This window comes from Actinobacillus minor NM305, assembly GCF_000175195.1.
Lineage (GTDB): Bacteria > Pseudomonadota > Gammaproteobacteria > Enterobacterales > Pasteurellaceae > Haemophilus_A > Haemophilus_A minor.
Genome location: NZ_ACQL01000125.1, coordinates 1 through 15,391 on the forward strand (window position 1 = coordinate 1; position 15,391 = coordinate 15,391).

The window sequence follows — 15,391 nt, forward strand, 5'->3', positions numbered from 1 at the left end:
CGAAAGCAGAAACCTTAGCGGAACAAGCGAAAGCTCAACAAGATGTAGAAAAAGCAAAAGCCGAATTAGCAAAATTACAAGAAAAACAACTTTATTTGGATTCTATTTGGCGTTATTTAGGGAGAGATGATCCTAGTTCTCCCCAACGAGCAACAGCTGGTAGAAGTTCAATGAAGATAGATCTTTCTCAATATCCAGAAGAAGATGAGATGAGAGAAGCTGTCGTTGTTGATAGTAATAATGCAAAATTAGGAACGGCATATTTTATTAACCAAGCCTATTCTAGTTATGAGCAATTTGTTCCTGAAAATGTATCTTTTGATGCACCATATTTCTCAAACAATGATTTTGTATTTATCCCAACTGATGTAACAAAATCTTCTACCATTCAAAATAAAATGACAGCTACCTATAGTGGTTTAGCTTTAGATCGTAATTATCACAATGATGAAGATCGTAGCGGTTGGGTAACTAAAGCTAAATTTTCTTTAACTGCTGATTTTGCTCAAAATACGGTAGAAGGAGCTATTACTGAACGTGAAAACAAAGCGCCTGATATTAAGTTAGAACAAGGAGCTATTGCTTCGTCAGTAACCAATCAAAATATCAATATGCCATATATGGGATTTAGCGGTAATGCTACATTAACTAGAAAAAATGGTTCGGTTAGAACAGGGGAATATATCGGCTTCTTTGCCGGTCCTGATGCTGAAGAAGTGGTAGGTTCTGTTAATAACCTTGGAGGACAAACATCTTTTGGTGGCAAACGCCAATAATCAATCGTAGGATATAAATTCACCCCACACATTAACAAGTTTTCTGTGTGGGTTTAATTCTTTAAATTGTACTTATTGTTCAAAAAAGACTACAATAGGACTACAAATGAGAAGGAGAATTCTAAATGAGTGAAACTTATATCCGAGCTAGAATTGATAATGGCATTAAAGATGAAGCAACTGCTGCACTAAAAGCAATGGGCTTAACAATGTCTGAATTCTTACGCATTGCGGTTACTCGTGTTGCAAAAGAAAAGTCAATACCGTTTGACGTAAAAGTGCCAAATGCCGTGACATTACAGGCAATGCAAGAAGCTCAAGAAATCTTAGCTGAAAAACGTGCGTTAAAATCTGCGGAAGCATTATTTGATGAACTCGAAAACTCAACACACTAAACGTGCGGCTTTTCCTCGTTCAGCCGAATATACTAAAACCTTTCGCAAGGACTGGGAAAGGCTGAATAAATCGGGGCGTTATAATATGCATGCACTGAAAAAAGTAATGCTATTATTGATTGCAAATGATGAGCCATTACCTGCCGAATATTTAGATCATCCTTTAACGGGTAACTATGCCGGTTTTAGAGAATGTCATATTGGCGGGGATTTTTTGTTGATTTATGTTATTGATGAAAAATTAAATCAAATCGTCTTTTCCCGTGCAGGCACACATTCAGAATTATTTTGACTTTAGCTTTAAGTGTAATTTGTTACTTCATCTTTAATGAAAACTTGTATAAACGCCTATTTGGGCATAGCAAATTACACTTGAATTTATGAAAAAATACTTATCCCTTATCCTTTTTATTCCCCTAGTTGCAAACGCAGCCCCCGAATTGGAAATCAAACCTGCCAAGCCAACATTGCCAACACAAGCGGTTATTTTTTCAGAAAAATCAGCAAATAATGGGGAAATCACTTTAACCCAAGAGCTGATCAGTAACCCTGAACTTACTCGTCAAATGTTAAATCGGGCGATTGATAGCCGACAATTTCATTTATTGCCTGAGCTGGTGCAGATTTATCAACAAACGCCTAATCCTGATTTGGTGCTGATTGATTATGCCAACGGCATTATTTTGGCAAGTCAGGGGGATTATAAAACGGCAATCGATCTCTATCGTGGCATTATTGCGAAGCATCCTAATTTTCAGCCTGTGCGTTTTCGTTTAGCACAAATGTTGTTTGAAGATCGGCAAAATGAAGCCGCACTTGCGCAATTTCGTAAGCTACAAGCGGACGGATTACCGCCACAAATTGCAAATGGGGTGGAACAATATATTGCTGCCATTCAGAAACGTTCGGGTTGGTCATTCGACTTTGGTGTGAATTATTTGCACGAAAGCAATGTTAATAATGCTTCAAGCTCGCCTTATGTTCGAGTGGGGAATGTACCGTTTAAGAAAACGGAAGAATCATTACCGCAATCAGCAAATGGGTTGAGCTATCATCTAAATTTGGCTAAGAATTGGAATGTTAGCGGATCCCATTATCTACATTTCGAGAACCAATTTAGCGGAAAATCCTATTGGGATAATCATCAATTTGACGATCAGCAAAACCGTTCAAGTCTTGGCTATCAATATCAAAATGCTCAAAGTCGTCTTGCTTTTTTGCCTTATTATGAAATGCGTTGGTATGGTAATCATCGCTACAATCACGGCTATGGTGTTCGGGGAGAAGTAGAGCATTGGCTTACATCACAATGGCAGCTTTCTACGGCTGGTGAAATGGGCAAACTCAAACATCGGGGCGAAAATCAGCTTGCAGATAGTACGACATTATTTGGTTCTGCTACGTTACTCTACGCCTTTGATGCGAAAAGTTATCTCTATGGTGGTGTAGATTTGTTGCGAGATCGGACGTTAGAACGTTCTTTAGCCTCAAAACGTTATACAGGGCGAATTGGTTGGGGGCAAGAATGGTGGGGCGGAATTTCCAGCCGTATTCAGCTCAGTTATGGCAAACGTAAATTTGACCAAGCTCACCGCATTTTTAATCAAATTCGTCAAGATAGGGAGTTAGGTTTGAATGTTACACTTTGGCATCGTAACCTGCATTTCTGGGGGATTACGCCGAAAATCAGTTATCAATATCAGCGTGTAAATTCCAATTTAGCGGATCTTTATTCGTATAAACGAAATCGAGTTTATTTGAGTTTTGAGAAAACGTTTTAATAGAGAAAATATTTACGCTCTATACTCCACAAAAATGACCGCTTAAGCGGTCATTACAGATTACTGACAAAGGTTATATTTGAGCAATAACCTAGCACGAGCCGTGCTAGGTTCATTAAGCCCAGCCCCGCTGGGGCTGAAAAAAGAGCCGCAGAGCTACTCAGATTAACTAACCCTATACGGCTCGTATAGGGTTTGTCAATGGTCTGTAATGACAAAAGTATCTGATGAATTTTCTTTTTCTTCATCTTTGCTTCTTCTACAAATGCTTGCGTTTGAACGTTGCTTTAGTAATGGCACGAAGTGTGGCGTAAACGAGTACATCCCCTTCTGTAAACGGAGGAGCGAAGAACTTTAAGCTAAATTATTTTTTGTACAACGACTACATAATATCATTGCAAATTGTCTCAAAAATTAGACCGCTTATTCGTTATTCTCTCCAAATCCCTTCGATTTTCCGTTATAATCCCAAAGATTTTTTCAAAATAAAACCTATTTCAAATTTAAAGGATAATTTTATGATGCGTTCTCATTATTGCGGTGCGTTAAATCGTTCGCACGTTGGTCAAGCGGTTACATTAAGCGGTTGGGTACACCGTGTACGTAACCTTGGTCGTTTTATTTTTATGCAAATTCGTGACCGTGAAGGAATTGTACAAGTTTTCTTTGATGAAAAAGATGAAGCGATTTTTAAAGTAGCTTCCGCATTACGTGCAGAAGCTTGCGTGCAAATTCAAGGCGAAGTGATCGCCCGTGATGAATCACAAATCAATAAAGAAATGGCAACGGGCGAAATCGAAGTTTTGGTAAAAAATGTTTTGGTTTATAACAATGCCGATGTTTTACCACTCGACTTCAACCAAAATAATACCGAAGAACAGCGTTTAAAATACCGTTATTTAGATTTACGCCGTCCTGAAATGGCAGAGAAATTAAAAACACGTGCCAAAATTACTAGTTTTGTGCGCCGTTTTATGGACGATCACGGCTTCCTTGATATTGAAACGCCAATGCTTACTAAAGCAACACCTGAAGGCGCTCGTGACTACTTAGTTCCAAGCCGTGTGCATAAAGGCAAATTCTATGCATTGCCACAATCGCCTCAGTTGTTCAAACAGTTGCTGATGATGTCTGGCTTTGACCGTTATTATCAAATCGTAAAATGTTTCCGTGATGAAGATTTACGTGCAGATCGCCAACCTGAATTTACCCAAATCGATGTGGAAACTTCATTTATGACCGCAGAAGAAGTCCGTGCGGTAATGGAAGAGATGATCCACGGTTTATGGTTAGATCGCTTAAATGTCGATTTAGGCAAATTCCCAATGATGACGTGGCAAGAAGCGATGGATCGTTTTGGTTCAGATAAACCGGATTTACGTAACCCATTAGAATTAGTGGATGTTGCAGATATTCTGAAAGATGTAGAATTTAAAGTGTTCAATGAACCGGCTAATTCTCCGGACGGACGTGTAACCGTATTAAAAGTGCCAAATGGCGCAGCATTAACCCGTAAACAAATTGATGAATATACTCAATTTGTTGGCATTTACGGTGCAAAAGGCTTAGCGTGGGCGAAAATTAATGATGTGAATGCAGGCATGGAAGGTATCCAAAGCCCTGTAGCAAAATTCTTAAATGAAGACGTATTCAAAGCGTTAATTGAGCGTACATCGGCACAAAACGGCGACATTCTTTTCTTCGGCGCAGATAAATGGCAAGTGGTTACTGACTCAATGGGCGCATTACGCTTAAAAGTTGGTCGTGATTTAGGCTTAACTGACTTAACAGCGTGGAAACCATTATGGGTGGTTGATTTCCCTATGTTTGAACGTGATGACGAGGGTAATTTATCAGCAATGCACCATCCGTTTACCTCTCCAAAAGGATTATCGCCGGAAGAATTAGCGGCAGATCCGGTAAAAGCGGTTGCAAATGCTTATGATATGGTGATTAACGGCTACGAAGTGGGTGGTGGTTCAGTACGTATTTTCGACCCGAAAATGCAACAAACTGTGTTCAACATTTTAGGCATTAATGAAGAAGAACAAGCAGAGAAATTTGGCTTCTTATTAGATGCATTAAAATTTGGTACACCGCCACATGCTGGTCTTGCATTTGGTTTAGATCGTTTAACAATGTTAATTACCGGCACAGAAAATATCCGTGATGTGATCGCCTTCCCGAAAACCACGGCGGCAGCGTGTCTAATGACAGAAGCGCCTAGCTATGCAAACCCGCAAGCGTTGGAAGAGTTAGCGATTTCGGTAACAACAAAAGAATAAATTAGTTGAGTAAATGCGGTCAGATGACCGCATTTTTTATCGCTTAATTTTGGAAAATAAAGATGAATAAAACCATTTACCTTGCTTCAAATAGCCCTCGAAGATGGGAAATCCTACAACAATTAGGGTTAAATCTTCTAAGAATTGAAGGGGAAATTGATGAAACCCCTTACGAAAATGAAGAAGCCAAAAGCTACTGTTTACGGATTGCTGAAGCAAAAAATAAAGCTGCACAAGCGGTTCATTTTACTCAAAATCTTGCAGACTACCCTATTTTGACAGCCGATACGACCGTCTCTATTCACAACCAGATTTTGGGAAAACCGAAAGACAAAGAGGATGCTTATCGCATGCTGAAATTGCTTTCAGGTAAAACACATCAGGTTTTTACTGCTGTTTGTGTCAGCTATCAAGGAAAGCAATTTTCCGTGGTTCAAACGAGTGATGTCACATTTAAAACGCTCACAGATCAAGAAATTCACGCTTATATTGACACCGGAGATCCTATGGATAAAGCAGGAGCTTATGGTATTCAAGGATTAGGTGGCATTTTTGTTCAGTACTTATCAGGTAGCTTTACGGGTGTAATGGGTTTACCTGTTGCAGAAACGGCAGAGTTGCTTTCATATTGTAATATAGCCCTTATTTAAGATAATTTCACTGTTTGCATTGACAGTATTTTTAAAAGTAAATATACTGTATTTAAATTCAGTTAATTTAAATACAGGTAGGTAAATTATGGCGGTAACAATTGATGTGCGATTAGCAAACACGCAACAGATGAAAGAACAAAAATTCTTCCGCTTAATGGAAATTTTGACAGAATGTCTCGAAAAGGAATACCCTAATGCGATTGTAAGAGTAAGAGCCTCTCAATCTATGAGCGATGTTTCTGTTTTTGGGTTAGGAAAAGAGGGTAAAAAGCAAGTAACGGAGTTTTTAGAAAATTTATTTAATGAAGGTTCAGCTTTTGATGAGTTGAATGACACCTTTTATTAACTTTCAATTAAAGTATGAAAACTGGGCTAGAATTTTTTCCACCCAGTTTTCTACATTTAGATATTCCACAATAAAATCGCTAAAATTTGCGGTAATATGATCCGACAGAACATCACTAAAGGATAAACAGTCGCATAGGAAAGAGCCGCCGCTCCGCTGTCTTCTTTTAGAGTGTTAGCAAAAGCTAACGCTGGAGGATCAGTCATAGAACCGGCTAATAGTCCACATAGCGTTAAATAATTCAGTTTTCCGTAAATACGTGCAATGATGGCTGTAATCATTAACGGCACAAATGTAATGATTGCCCCATAGCAAATCCACTCAAGCCCTTCATTACTTAATAATGTACTAAAGAAGTGATCTCCGGCTTTCCAACCTACGACAGATAAAAAAAGAACAATGCCAATTTCTCGTAATGCAAGGTTTGCACTCGGTGGCATAAACCAATAGAGCTTACCAAAGCTACCTATTCTCGCTAAAATTAACGCGACAACTAAAGGTCCACCGGCTAAACCTAGCTTTAAGGCAACAGGGAAGCCCGGTAAATAAATGGGCACCGAACCAAGAAGAACGCCTAACCCTATACCGATAAAAATAGGAAGCATCTGGACTTGTTGTAGTTTTTGTTTGGCGTTCCCAATGATTGACATTACAGCTTCGATATCTTCTTGTCGCCCGACCAAATTGAGCACATCGCCAAATTGTAAGACCATGTCGCCGTTTGGCACGAGTTCGACACCCGCTCGGTTTAGGCGAGAAATGACAACATCATATTTACCTTTTAACATTAATTGACGAATTTGCTTACCAAAGACTTTTTCATTCGTTACAACCGCCCGCTCTGTTCGGTACATCGTGCCTTTGGTTGAAAGGGAAATATGCGCCTCTTCGCCTAAAATCAGTTGCATTTTATGCAATGTCGCAGGCTCTCCGACAAGATGTAAAACATCGCCCATTTGAATGATTGTATCCACTTTAGGAACAAATAACGTTTCTTCCCTTTTAATCCGAGAGTAAACAACATCATGCAACTCAAAATCGGGCAATTCTTTTAAAAGCAACCCATTTAAATTAGGATTGGTAACTCGTACATTTAATGTACTTAGCCCCTCTTTTTTGCTGTGTGTTTCGTTTTCAAAACGTGTTGCTTCTTTATCTACATTGATTTTGAATAAGATACGCACTAACCACATCGAGAGCAAAATCCCCACGATACCAAATGGGTAGGCAATAGCATATCCCATGCCCATAACGGCAGTATCAGCACCGAGCTCAGCTAAAAGTTGTTGTCCAGCACCGAGTGAAGGAGTATTGGTTACTGCTCCAGAGAAAATACCCAGAATAACGGGTAAAGGAATATCAAAAAGTTTATGTAGTAAGCCAACCAATACACCACTTATCCCGACAATAAGCAACGCAAAGCCATTAAGTTTTAATCCTGATTGTCTCAATGAAGCAAAAAAACCGGGCCCAACTTGAATGCCTATGGTATAAACAAACAAAATGAGCCCGAATTCTTGAATAAAATGTAGGGTATGAGCATCTAGTTTAATGCCATATTCGCCCATAATATGAGAAACAAAAATCCCTCCAAATAATACACCGCCTATGCCTAGACTTACTCCTCTGATTTTTATATGCCCTATCCATAGACCAATGACGGCGACTAAGGATAACAGGCTTACGGTTAATGCTATTTCGCTCATGTGAAGCCTCTCTAAAAAATAAAACTGCTGAAAGTTTAGCAAAGCTTCACACTAAAAAATGCGATCTAGTTCAAAAATTGCGAAGATAGATGGATGAGATTTTTTTATTTATCATTTTTTAAACGGAATAGATTTTAAACAGAACCCAATCCAATAAAGATGGCAAGCAATAGTGGCGCAACTAAATTCACAATAAAGCCAAAGCTAATAGCTAGTGGCACGACCTGAATACCACCTGATTTTTGAATAATTGGCAATGTACAATCAAGCGAGGTTGCGCCGCCTAATCCCACAGCGGTAGAAGGAAACAAACGCATAAAAAATGGGATCATAAATAAGCATAAAATCTCGCGAGAAAGATCGTTGAAAAATGCAATACTGCCATAAATTGCCCCCCAAGCATCATTGACTAAAACGCTCGAAAGCGAATACCATCCAAATGCAGAAGCAAAGGTAAGTCCTTTTGCTAAAGGAAGAGCCAGTACCCAAGCAGAAATTGCACCACCGATTAAACTACTGATAATGAATACGATGGAGGTATAAATCCCTCTTTTATTTAAAAAGACTTCTCTTAAAGGAATACCGCTATTACGAAGCTGAATCCCCACCCCGAAAATCATAATTACCAAAACATAAGTGCTGGCATGTAAAGGAAATTCCACCATTCCCTTTGTTAAAAAACCTAAAATACCGCCAGCCATTGTTGTACCAACTAATTTTAGTGAATCTAATAGCTGTGAAAAACGTGAAGGAAGTTCATCTTGAGCCACGACTTCTCGCTTCATAGGTTGCCATTTATCATAGACAACCAAAGCCAAAATATTACAACTGTGAATAATCAAGCTTAACGTGAGTGCTGTTGTGCCAATTTGTGGTAGTTTTGTCACAATATCATCAAGTTGCCCAAGTGAAATCCCGATAACTAATAAAATCAAGTAAAGGCAAATACTGACAACTTTATTCACGATGGATAATATCTCGTGATGAGTTACTTTAAAAAGGTATCCAATAAAAAGGGGAATTAAAACAATAGCAAGACCATATAACATGAAAATAAATACCATAAAAAGAAATGCATTTAGTTGGAAATTTTAACAGTATCAAGGTAAAATAAAACTGTTTTTATATCCATGAAACAAGCGGTTAAAATAAGGTAACATTTTGCAAACAAAGACACGAAAAATTATCCATATTGATATGGATTGTTTCTATGCTGCCGTAGAAATGCGAGAAAACCCTACTCTTCAAGGCAAGCCGATTGCTGTTGGCGGTAGTGCGGATAAACGAGGCGTATTAACGACTTGCAACTACGAAGCTCGAAAATTTGGTTTGCATAGTGCAATGGCAACCGCTCAAGCATTAAAACGTTGCCCAAATTTGATTCTATTGCCGGTAAATATGCCACTTTATAAGTCAGTTTCAGAACAAATCCATCAAATTTTTCAACGTTATACTCATTTAATTGAACCGCTTTCTTTAGATGAAGCCTATTTAGATGTGACAGATTGTAAGAAATATGCCGGTTCTGCCACTTGGATTGCCCAAGCCATTCGCCAAGATATTTGGCAAGAGTTAAAACTTACCGCTTCTGCCGGCGTAGCACCACTCAAGTTTTTAGCGAAAATAGCCTCTGATCAAAATAAACCTAATGGACAATTTGTGATTACCCCCGAGGAAGTCAATAGTTTTATCCAAACATTACCTTTAAAAAAGATCCCTGGGGTCGGAAAAGTCACGCATGAGAAGTTAATACAAATGGGCTTCCATCAATGCCAAGATATTCAAAAAGCGAATAAAGCATTGATTTATCAAGAATTTGGTAAATTTGGGCAACGATTATGGGATTTTTGTCACGGTATTGATCCGAGAGAAGTGGAGGTAAATCGTCCTCGCAAATCCCTTGCAGTTGAAAATACATTGTTGGAAGATATTGACCAACTTGAAGTGGCTGAGCATTTCCTTGATGATCTTTTTCATAAATTAGTTTTTCGTATTCAACGCAACTGGAGCGATATGCCATTGCATGATTTTAAAAAACTTGCAATTAAACTTAAATTTGATGATTTTACTCAAACCACAATAGAAAGAACTACCGAAGGATTAACTTTTCAGAACTTTCTTCTTTTACTCCATCAAGTTTGGCGCCGCCGTGAAGGACGAAAAATTCGGCTTATTGGTTTAAGTGTTCATTTTCCAGACAAAAAAGTTGCAAATCAGTTAAATTTATGGGAATAATTATGGTCTAATCCCTTGAATGTAGGGTTATATTCCCCATTTATTACGAAGTTCATTACCTTTTTATTGGAGATTAAAACTAATGGCAAAACGTGTCATTCTCTTTTTATTAACTAACCTTGCGATTACCTTTGTTCTAGGTATTGTATTAAACATTATTTTTAAAGTAACCGGCATCCAAGGTGGCAGCACAGCAGGTATTTTAGTGATGTCAATGCTATTTGGTTTTGCAGGTTCTTTAATCTCACTCTTTATGTCAAAGTCAATGGCATTACGCTCTGTGGGCGCTGAAGTCATTACTCAGCCTCGTTCTGGTGCAGAACAATGGTTATTTGACACCGTAAAACGCCAATCACAGCAAGCCAATATCCCTATGCCGGATATTGCCATTTATCATTCAGCGGATGTTAATGCCTTCGCAACAGGTGCAACCAAAAGCAACTCACTTGTTGCCGTGAGCACCGGTTTATTAGATAACATGACACACGATGAAGCTGAAGCTGTTGTTGCTCACGAAATTGCCCACATTGCAAATGGCGATATGGTGACGATGACCTTACTTCAAGGTGTTCTAAATACTTTCGTGATCTTCTTATCACGTATGATTTCAACAGCAGTTGCCAGTACAAAAGATGAAAATGGTAACAGCAGCACAAATACTCTTGTGTTCTGGGTTGTGGATCTTCTATTACAAATGGTCTTTGGTGTGCTTGCAACTATGATTGCGATGTGGTTCTCTCGTTATCGTGAATTCCGCGCAGATGCAGGTTCGGCACAATTAGTCGGAAAAGAAAAAATGATTGCGGCATTACAGCGTTTACAAAGCGTACATGAACCACAAGCGATGGAAGGTTCTCTTGCAGCATTTATGATTAATGCGCCAGCAAAAGAACTCTTCATGAGCCACCCTCCACTAGAAAAACGTATTGAAGCATTACGTAATCTATAATGCGTTCAAAGTATTTTTAGGTTTATCGATAACAGCAAGCGGTCAAATTTTTTTGACCGCTTACTTTTTTCAAAAAATCAAAAAATTTTTATTTCTTAAGTTTTTTTTAAGATTTGTTTGGTTTAATACCTCTCAACAAAGGGAGACCTTTGGAATACATAAACTTTAATTTTAATTCGGAGAATTTATTTATGAAAAAAGCACTTATTCTAGCAACCTTACTGACTGTATCAACGGTAACCATGGCAAAATATGGTGAACCTCATCGAGGCGGATTTAATGATGGTACTCAGCGTTCTCAAACACAAGGTTTCTTTGATGAAAGTAACGCAGTGAAAACGGTGGCAGCAGCATTAAAAGCAAGTGATGATACACCTGTAATTATTGAAGGTAAGATCGTTAAACAAATTGATAAAGATGAGTTTATTTTTAGAGATAGCACAGGCGAGATTGAAATTGATGTTAGCAAACGAGCTTGGAACGGCCAAACCATCAGCCCAGCAGATACTATTCAAATTCGAGGCAAAGTCGATACTGAATGGAATAAAACAGAAATTGATGTGAAACAAATTATTAAAAAATAATCCCTGAAATGACAAGCGGTCTTGTTTTGTAAAAGTATTACAAAATATGACCGCTTGTATGTCAGCTTAATTTAGCTAGATTTAGCCATTTATTCATAAGAAAAATCGGGCATTTGCCCGATTTGTTTTTATGCACAATGTTTGATAATCCAACAGTTATGAATATGCGGATTACGTTCAAAGTCTAATGGTAGGGTTTTGGCTGAAATGTTTTCGGCTTGTAAACCTAGTTCCGCTAGCCCATCAAAGTCCATTTTGAAACCACGTTTATTGTTTGAAAACACAATTGTCCCTTCATTGGTCAGAATGCGTTTGAGTTGCTTCATTAATTTAATGTGGTCACGTTGAACGTCCCAGCTATCTTCCATACGTTTAGAATTGGAGAAGGTTGGCGGATCAACAAAGATCAATTCAAAACGTTCTCGACATTCAGCTAGCCATTGTAGGCAGTCTGCTTGGAACAAGCGGTGATTTTTTAACGGTAAATCGTTTAAAATCAGGTTTTGTTCTGCCCAATTCAAATACGTATTTGACATATCCACCGTGGTAGTAGATTTTGCGCCATTCAAGGCTGCGTGGACGGTTGCAGAGCCTGTATAAGCAAAAAGATTTAAGAAAGTTTTGCCTTTTGCCATTTCGCCAACCATTTTACGGGTTAGGCGATGATCTAAAAATAAGCCGGTATCAAGATAATCTGTTAAATTTACCCATAGTTTTGCACCATACTCATTGACATAAAAATACTCGCCTTTATTTGCTAATTTCTCGTATTGGTTGGTGCCTTTTTGTTTTTGGCGGACTTTAAGTACCAGTTTATTAGTTTCAACACCCGTGACATAAAGTGTTGCTGAAACCGCATCTAATAAACGTTGGCGAGCTTTATTTTCATCAATATTTTTCGGGGCAGCATACTCTTGTACCACAATATGATCAGCATAGCGATCAACCGCAAGATTATATTCAGGCAGATCTGCATCATAGAGGCGATAAGCATCAATACCTTGCTGTTTTGCCCATTTCTCAATTTTCTTGATGTTTTTTGTTAAACGGTTAGCAAAATCGGGCGCAACTTGTGCATTTTGTTCGAATTTAAGTTCATCTTGTTGCTCGTGTTGGCGTTCGCTAATGTGATAGTTTTTTTGTAAACATTCAAGCGGTCCGTTTTTCGCCTTAAATTGACGAGAAGAGCGTAAACGCAAGCAGTTGAGTAACTCCGGCTCAGCACTAAAAATGGAGGCATTCCAACCTGCAAATTGTTGTTTTAAGCGTTGCCCAAAAACAGAGTAAAGCGCGATCAACGCTGGTGTTGTGCCTAAACGTTCTCCGTAAGGTGGGTTACATACCACTGTACCGGTTTGAGTTGGGCAAGGGTTTTGTAGCGCAGAAACATCACCTTGCTGCCATTGAATTAAGTGTGCAACACCAGCATTTTTGGCATTTTGTTTGGCTTTTGCTAAAACACGATGATCTAAATCGAAACCATAAAATTGAACAAGCGGTGTAATTTCGGTATTTTCTTGCAACTGTTTGGCTTCATCGAGTACTTCATTCCAAAGTTGGATATCGTGCCCTTTCCACGCATTAAAGCCCCAATATTTACGATTTAATTGTGGTGGAATGTTTAACTGCATTTGTGCAGCTTCAATTAAAAGCGTGCCTGAACCACACATCGGATCAACTAATGGCGTACCTTTTTGCCAGCCTGAACGCAAAATAATCGCAGCGGCAAGGGTTTCACGTAATGGTGCTTTCCCCGTTTCTTCACGGTAGCCACGAAGGTGTAATGCATCACCACTTAAATCAAGGGAAACGACTAAATCATCACGATCTAAATAAACGTGAATACGAATATCCGGGCTGATTTTATCAACGGTTGGGCGAGCAAAACCTTTTCGTTCAAAATAATCGACGATCCCATCTTTTACACGCATCGCACCGAATTGCGTATTGCGGATTTCTCGGTTGGTGCCGTTAAAATCAATGTAAAACGTATCACGGGGATCAAATAAGTTTGCCCAGTTGTAGCTGATAATTGCTGCATAGAGATCGCTATCACTAAAAATTTTGGTTGTGATAAGCGGGAGTAAAATGCGTGATGCCAAACGGCTGTGTAAAAGTGCTTGGTAAGCCCCTTTTTGTGTTGTCGTGAAATGCACGCCACCTTGGGCAACTTTGCAGCTTGCGTTGCAAATGTGTTCCAATTCTGTTTTGAGCATTTCTTCAAAACCGCGTGCAGCGGTTGCAAAATAAGTAGTTTGAGTTGTCATTGTGAGTATTCTTTTTACGAAAATTAGCGCTATTATAGCGGAACAAGCGGTTAAAAACTTCGAAAGTTTTGCAAATTTTTACTCGACAATTTTTTAGCCTAGATCAAAAATGTATTGATTTACCCAAAATGGGTAACTTGTTTTAGGTAAGCAGAATGCGGACAATAGATGCGTTTTATCGATAATAGAGGTTATAGTATGAGCGAGGCTTATAAAATTCTGTTAATTGACGATCATCCTTTAATGCGACAAGGTATGCGTCAAATCCTCGAACTCGAAACGGATTTTGTTGTTGTAGGTGAAGCCAGTAATGGTTCAGATGGTGTCGCATTAGCCTTAGAATTAAACCCGGATTTAATTATTTTAGATCTCAATATGAAAGGAATCTCAGGGTTAGATACATTACGATCATTACGAGCCAAGGAAGTTGATGCTCGTATTGTGGTACTGACGGTGTCTGATGAACAATCGGATATCGTGGCATTAATGGATGCCGGCGTTGATGGCTATTTATTAAAAGATAGTGATACAGCAGAATTAGTTGAGAATATTCAAAAGGCAGCCCGTGGGGAAATGGTTTTAAGTGATGCTGTGCGTAAGCATTTATTAGAACATCGCCCTCAAGCAGATCCTTTAGCAACATTGACCGATCGTGAGCGAGATGTCCTTCAATGGATTGCCACAGGGATGTCAAATAAACAAATTGCTGGTCAATTATTTATTTCGGAAGAAACGGTAAAAGTTCATATCCGTAATTTACTACGTAAATTAAATGTTCATTCTCGTGTGGCGGCTACGGTACTTTACTTAGCACAGCAAAAAGGCTAATATCGCTCCTTTTCAAACGAGGAACAAATATGGCACTACTAATTACCCACAAATGCACAAACTGTGATATGTGCTTACCGGAATGTCCAAATGAGGCAATTTCTGTGGGCGATGAAATTTATGTCATTGATCCCGTTTTATGTACCGAGTGTGTAGGGCATTACGATACGCCAACCTGTCAAAAAGTTTGCCCGATTAGCAACTGTATTATTTCTGATCCTCAGCACGTTGAGAGCCAAGAAGAACTTTGGGAAAAATTTGTGCTGATTCATCATTCAGATAAACTATAAATCTGGAAAATACAGGCATAGTAGACAAAAGTTGTGCTAAAACTTTTGTCTATTACACCTATCTACATCAATATATAATTTATTGGCATAGTAGACAAAATGGTTGCTAATTTCGTGAAAACTATGCCTATATGACAAAGTGGTTGCTAATGAATATTTTTAATTATTCTTAGCAACTCTTTTTATTTAAAAAATCCTTTATAAACATAATCTTATGTTTCTTCGTTAAGCCTGCATGATGGGATAATTTCTCCTTAAGTTGTCCAAATAAGTTTTCAAGTCTATTTGTCGTTTTT

15 protein-coding genes are annotated in these 15,391 nt (G+C 38.6%); 12 read left to right on the forward strand and 3 right to left on the reverse strand.

The window, feature by feature from the left end; translation table 11 throughout:
- The 7 genes from AM305_RS12470 to AM305_RS09705 form a co-directional block, all read left to right on the forward strand.
- Nucleotides 1–776 (forward strand): factor H binding protein domain-containing protein (locus AM305_RS12470; protein WP_005825484.1); only part of this gene is annotated, 776 nt, incomplete at its 5' end.
- A 125-nt stretch (nucleotides 777–901) separates the two neighbouring features.
- On the forward strand, nucleotides 902–1,171 hold the full coding sequence (locus AM305_RS09675; RefSeq protein WP_005825485.1) for a type II toxin-antitoxin system RelB/DinJ family antitoxin: 270 nt from the start codon (nucleotides 902–904) through the stop codon (nucleotides 1,169–1,171).
- Nucleotides 1,146–1,463, forward strand: a complete 318-nt coding sequence (locus tag AM305_RS09680; protein ID WP_005825487.1) for a type II toxin-antitoxin system YafQ family toxin — start codon at nucleotides 1,146–1,148, stop codon at nucleotides 1,461–1,463. Before AM305_RS09675 ends, AM305_RS09680 begins: the two co-directional genes overlap by 26 nt.
- A gap of 88 nt (nucleotides 1,464–1,551) precedes the next feature.
- A complete protein-coding gene (locus AM305_RS09685; RefSeq protein WP_005825490.1) occupies nucleotides 1,552–2,952 on the forward strand; it encodes a porin family protein in 1,401 nt (466 codons plus the stop codon).
- 518 nt (nucleotides 2,953–3,470) lie between these two features.
- Nucleotides 3,471–5,237, forward strand: a complete 1,767-nt coding sequence (aspS, locus tag AM305_RS09695) for an aspartate--tRNA ligase (protein WP_005825491.1) — start codon at nucleotides 3,471–3,473, stop codon at nucleotides 5,235–5,237.
- A gap of 62 nt (nucleotides 5,238–5,299) precedes the next feature.
- On the forward strand, nucleotides 5,300–5,887 hold the full coding sequence (locus AM305_RS09700) for a Maf family protein (protein ID WP_005825493.1): 588 nt from the start codon (nucleotides 5,300–5,302) through the stop codon (nucleotides 5,885–5,887).
- An 88-nt stretch (nucleotides 5,888–5,975) separates the two neighbouring features.
- A complete protein-coding gene (locus AM305_RS09705; RefSeq protein ID WP_005825495.1) occupies nucleotides 5,976–6,236 on the forward strand; it encodes a DinI-like family protein in 261 nt (86 codons plus the stop codon).
- Between the two features lie 56 nt (nucleotides 6,237–6,292).
- On the opposite strand, the gene AM305_RS09710 is transcribed toward AM305_RS09705, so the two are convergent.
- Together AM305_RS09710 and AM305_RS09715 are read right to left on the reverse strand one after the other, a co-directional pair.
- Complete coding sequence (locus AM305_RS09710; RefSeq protein WP_035294487.1) at nucleotides 6,293–7,942, reverse strand: putative transporter; 1,650 nt, start codon at nucleotides 7,940–7,942, stop codon at nucleotides 6,293–6,295.
- A 134-nt stretch (nucleotides 7,943–8,076) separates the two neighbouring features.
- Entirely contained in the window at nucleotides 8,077–8,991 is a 915-nt protein-coding gene (locus AM305_RS09715) for a LysO family transporter (RefSeq protein ID WP_005825499.1), read from the reverse strand.
- 112 nt (nucleotides 8,992–9,103) lie between these two features.
- On the opposite strand from AM305_RS09715, the gene dinB reads away from it, so the two are divergent.
- The 3 genes from dinB (at nucleotide 9,104) to AM305_RS09730 (ending at nucleotide 11,710) form a co-directional block, all read left to right on the forward strand.
- On the forward strand, nucleotides 9,104–10,177 hold the full coding sequence (gene dinB / locus AM305_RS09720; protein ID WP_005825501.1) for a DNA polymerase IV: 1,074 nt from the start codon (nucleotides 9,104–9,106) through the stop codon (nucleotides 10,175–10,177).
- Between the two features lie 82 nt (nucleotides 10,178–10,259).
- Nucleotides 10,260–11,126, forward strand: a complete 867-nt coding sequence (htpX, locus tag AM305_RS09725; RefSeq protein ID WP_005818870.1) for a protease HtpX — start codon at nucleotides 10,260–10,262, stop codon at nucleotides 11,124–11,126.
- Between the two features lie 191 nt (nucleotides 11,127–11,317).
- Nucleotides 11,318–11,710, forward strand: a complete 393-nt coding sequence (locus AM305_RS09730) for a YgiW/YdeI family stress tolerance OB fold protein (RefSeq protein ID WP_005825503.1) — start codon at nucleotides 11,318–11,320, stop codon at nucleotides 11,708–11,710.
- A 128-nt stretch (nucleotides 11,711–11,838) separates the two neighbouring features.
- On the opposite strand, the gene rlmKL is transcribed toward AM305_RS09730, so the two are convergent.
- The gene (rlmKL, locus tag AM305_RS09735) at nucleotides 11,839–13,977 is read right to left on the reverse strand and encodes a bifunctional 23S rRNA (guanine(2069)-N(7))-methyltransferase RlmK/23S rRNA (guanine(2445)-N(2))-methyltransferase RlmL (protein ID WP_005825505.1); all 2,139 of its coding nucleotides are present in this window, start codon (nucleotides 13,975–13,977) and stop codon (nucleotides 11,839–11,841) included.
- 198 nt (nucleotides 13,978–14,175) lie between these two features.
- Here rlmKL and narL point away from each other — a divergent pair, with 198 nt between their 5' ends.
- Both narL and AM305_RS09745 read left to right on the forward strand, forming a co-directional pair.
- Nucleotides 14,176–14,805, forward strand: a complete 630-nt coding sequence (gene narL / locus AM305_RS09740; RefSeq protein ID WP_005825507.1) for a two-component system response regulator NarL — start codon at nucleotides 14,176–14,178, stop codon at nucleotides 14,803–14,805.
- Nucleotides 14,806–14,834: 29 nt separating this feature from the next.
- Complete coding sequence (locus AM305_RS09745; protein WP_005825509.1) at nucleotides 14,835–15,095, forward strand: YfhL family 4Fe-4S dicluster ferredoxin; 261 nt, start codon at nucleotides 14,835–14,837, stop codon at nucleotides 15,093–15,095.
- Nucleotides 15,096–15,391 lie beyond the last annotated feature (296 nt).

Coding starts and splice junctions, on each gene's coding strand:
- AM305_RS09680 (WP_005825487.1), top strand. CDS start 1,146: ATGAACTCGAAAACTCAACACACTAAACGTGCGGCTTTTCCTCGTTCA.
- AM305_RS09730 (WP_005825503.1), top strand. CDS start 11,318: ATGAAAAAAGCACTTATTCTAGCAACCTTACTGACTGTATCAACGGTA.
- aspS (WP_005825491.1), top strand. CDS start 3,471: ATGATGCGTTCTCATTATTGCGGTGCGTTAAATCGTTCGCACGTTGGT.
- AM305_RS09685 (WP_005825490.1), top strand. CDS start 1,552: ATGAAAAAATACTTATCCCTTATCCTTTTTATTCCCCTAGTTGCAAAC.
- rlmKL (WP_005825505.1), bottom strand. CDS start 13,977: ATGACAACTCAAACTACTTATTTTGCAACCGCTGCACGCGGTTTTGAA.
- narL (WP_005825507.1), top strand. CDS start 14,176: ATGAGCGAGGCTTATAAAATTCTGTTAATTGACGATCATCCTTTAATG.
- AM305_RS09745 (WP_005825509.1), top strand. CDS start 14,835: ATGGCACTACTAATTACCCACAAATGCACAAACTGTGATATGTGCTTA.
- AM305_RS09710 (WP_035294487.1), bottom strand. CDS start 7,942: ATGAGCGAAATAGCATTAACCGTAAGCCTGTTATCCTTAGTCGCCGTC.
- AM305_RS09700 (WP_005825493.1), top strand. CDS start 5,300: ATGAATAAAACCATTTACCTTGCTTCAAATAGCCCTCGAAGATGGGAA.
- AM305_RS09715 (WP_005825499.1), bottom strand. CDS start 8,991: ATGTTATATGGTCTTGCTATTGTTTTAATTCCCCTTTTTATTGGATAC.
- htpX (WP_005818870.1), top strand. CDS start 10,260: ATGGCAAAACGTGTCATTCTCTTTTTATTAACTAACCTTGCGATTACC.
- AM305_RS09675 (WP_005825485.1), top strand. CDS start 902: ATGAGTGAAACTTATATCCGAGCTAGAATTGATAATGGCATTAAAGAT.
- AM305_RS09705 (WP_005825495.1), top strand. CDS start 5,976: ATGGCGGTAACAATTGATGTGCGATTAGCAAACACGCAACAGATGAAA.